We start from the raw sequence: 2,722 nt of genomic DNA, 5'->3' as shown, positions 1-2,722 counted from the left end.
CCCCCCCCCCCCCCCGCGCGGCCGCGCCCAGCCCGCGGGGTGGCGCCCAGCCCGCGCGGCTGCGCCCGGCCGGCGTGCCATCGCCCGGCCCGGCGCGGCGACGCATGCGGGCCCCCCGGCCGGCACGCGGCCGGGAGGCGCCCGCAGGACGTATCTGTGGAGGTTGTTGCGAACGCCCCCCGCGCGGCCTGCGCGGTTGCGTCGGCGGCCGCCCCTCAGCCGGGCGCGGGGCTGCTGCGCCCCCGTCGGCCCGATGGCCCCGATGGCCCCGATGGCCCCGAGACGGGTGTGCTCGGGGGCGGCACCAGGTGACCGAAGGGGCGGCGCGGCGGTCAGATGCCCGGGGGCGACTGGCCGCGCCGGGCGCGGAGACGGGGCCAGACCACTGCCCACACGCTCAGGCGGCGACCGTCCGTACCGGCAGGTCCCCCATCGCCTCCCTCAGAGCTGCGGCCAGCTCCTCGTACTCCGCGCTGCGGGCCGCACCCGTGCGCATGGTGAGGGCGATGCGGCGGGTCGGGGCCGGGGCGGTGAAGGAGGCGGTGAGGAGTTGGGTGGAGCGGGATGTCTCCACGCGGACCGCGGTGCGCGGCAGCAGGGTGACTCCGAGACCGCCCGCCACCAGCTGGACCAGGGTCGACAGACCGGCGGCCGTGGTCGTCGCGGGGACGCCCGCCCGACCCGCCTCCCGGCAGATGTCCAGCGCCTGGTCGCGCAGGCAGTGGCCCTCGTCGAGCAGCAGCAGGTTCAGCTCGCGCAGCACCGAGCGGTCGATCCCCTCCCGGCCGCCGAGCCGGTGGTCGAGCGGGGTGACGAGTACGAAGTCCTCGTCGAAGAGCGGGAGTTCCGTGACACCGGGCACCCCGAGCGGGACGGCGAGCAGCAGCAGGTCGAGGCGGCCGGTGGTGAGGCCGTCCAGGAGGCTCGCGGTCTGCTCCTCGTGGACCTGGAGGTCGAGGTCGGGGTAGCGGTCGTGGACGAGGCGCAGCACCGTCGGCAGCAGGTACGGGGCGACGGTCGGGATGACGCCGAGCCGCAGCGCGCCGGTGAAGGGCGCCCGTACCGCCTCCGCCTCCTCCAGCAGCGCGCCGACCTCCGCCAGTACCGCCTTCGCCCGTACCGCGAGCCGTTCGCCGGCCGGCGAGAGCAGCACCTTGCGCGTCGTGCGCTCCAGGAGGGTGACACCCAGTGCCTCCTCCAGCGCGGAGACGGCACCCGAGAGCGCGGGCTGGCTCACCCCGATCGCCGCGGCGGCGTCGCGGAAATGCAGGTGCTCCGCGACCGCGTCGAAAGCCCGCAGCTGGGCGAGGCTGGGCTGCCTCTTCTTACCGGACACTAATAGCCACCTCCGATCAACTCGACCGAGTGTAGCTATTTCACTAATCAATGCACCCTGTGCCAACATCAAGAACGTCCAACCCATGGGAAACACCAGCAAAACGGGTGTTTCCTCGCTGCAAGGAGAGCGCGTGCTCACTGTCGGTGACAAGTTCCCCGAGTTCGATCTGACCGCCTGCGTCTCGCTGGAGAAGGGCGAGGAGTTCCAGCAGATCAACCACAAGACCTACGAGGGTCAGTGGAAGGTCATCTTCGCGTGGCCCAAGGACTTCACCTTCGTGTGCCCGACCGAGATCGCCGCCTTCGGCAAGCTGAACGACGAGTTCGCCGACCGTGACGCCCAGGTCCTCGGCTTCTCCGGCGACTCCGAGTTCGTCCACCACGCCTGGCGCAAGGACCACGACGACCTGCGTGACCTGCCCTTCCCGATGATGGCGGACTCCCGGCGCGAGCTGATGCGCGACCTCGGCATCGAGGGCGAGGACGGCTTCGCCAAGCGCGCCGTGTTCATCGTGGACCAGAACAACGAGATCCAGTTCACCATGGTGACCGCCGGCTCGGTCGGCCGTAACCCCAAGGAGGTCCTGCGGGTCCTCGACGCCCTGCAGACCGACGAGCTCTGCCCGTGCAACTGGAGCAAGGGCGACGAGACCCTCGACCCGGTCGCGCTGCTCTCGGGAGAGTGAGCTGACATGTCCCTCGACTCCCTGAAGTCCGCCGTCCCGGACTACGCCAAGGACCTGAAGCTCAACCTGGGCTCGGTCATCGGCAACTCCGACCTCCCGGCACAGCAGCTGTGGGGCACCGTGCTGGCGACCGCCATCGCCTCGCGCTCCCCCATCGTGCTGCGCGAGCTGGAGCCGGAGGCGAAGGCCAACCTCACGCCGGAGGCGTACAAGGCCGCCAAGTCGGCCGCCGCCGTGATGGCGATGAACAACGTCTTCTACCGCACCCGGCACCTGCTGTCGGACCACGAGTACGGCACCCTGCGCGCCGGTCTGCGGATGAACGTCATCGGCAACCCGGGCGTCGACAAGGTCGACTTCGAGCTGTGGTCCTTCGCGGTGTCCGCCATCAACGGCTGCGGCATGTGCCTGGACTCGCACGAGCAGGTCCTCCGCAAGGCCGGTGTGGACCGCGAGACGATCCAGGAGGCGTTCAAGATCGCCGCCGTGGTCGAGGCCGTCGGCGTCACGCTGGACGCCGAGGCGGTCCTGGCCGACCAGTAGTCCCGCCACGCGGCACGTATGCGACGGGCCCCGTCCACCTTCCGGTGGGGGGGGCCCGGGGCGGCGGGGGGCCGCGGGCATGGCGGCGGGAGGGGGGCGGGGGGGGGGGCGCGGGGGGGGGGGGGCCCCCGCCCCCCGCGCGCGGGGCGAGCACA

Annotated in this window: 3 protein-coding genes; 2 read left to right on the top strand and 1 reads right to left on the bottom strand. The window is 72.2% G+C overall.

From position 1 onward, the window contains the following. Window positions 1–397: 397 nt before the first annotated feature. On the bottom strand, window positions 398–1,336 hold the full coding sequence (locus ACFWR9_RS42555) for a LysR substrate-binding domain-containing protein (RefSeq protein WP_383853026.1): 939 nt from the start codon (window positions 1,334–1,336) through the stop codon (window positions 398–400). A gap of 133 nt (window positions 1,337–1,469) precedes the next feature. On the opposite strand from ACFWR9_RS42555, the gene ACFWR9_RS42550 reads away from it, so the two are divergent. Beyond that, a complete protein-coding gene (locus ACFWR9_RS42550; RefSeq protein WP_383853023.1) occupies window positions 1,470–2,024 on the top strand; it encodes a peroxiredoxin in 555 nt (184 codons plus the stop codon). 6 nt (window positions 2,025–2,030) lie between these two features. Beyond that, the gene (locus ACFWR9_RS42545) at window positions 2,031–2,567 is read left to right on the top strand and encodes an alkyl hydroperoxide reductase (RefSeq protein WP_361352251.1); all 537 of its coding nucleotides are present in this window, start codon (window positions 2,031–2,033) and stop codon (window positions 2,565–2,567) included. Window positions 2,568–2,722: the final 155 nt, after the last annotated feature.

Origin of the sequence: Streptomyces sp. NPDC058534, assembly GCF_042717365.1 — a bacterium.
Taxonomy (GTDB): domain Bacteria; phylum Actinomycetota; class Actinomycetes; order Streptomycetales; family Streptomycetaceae; genus Streptomyces.
Note: the sequence above shows the minus strand (reverse complement) of the source record. Positions and strands in the feature narration are given on the sequence as shown.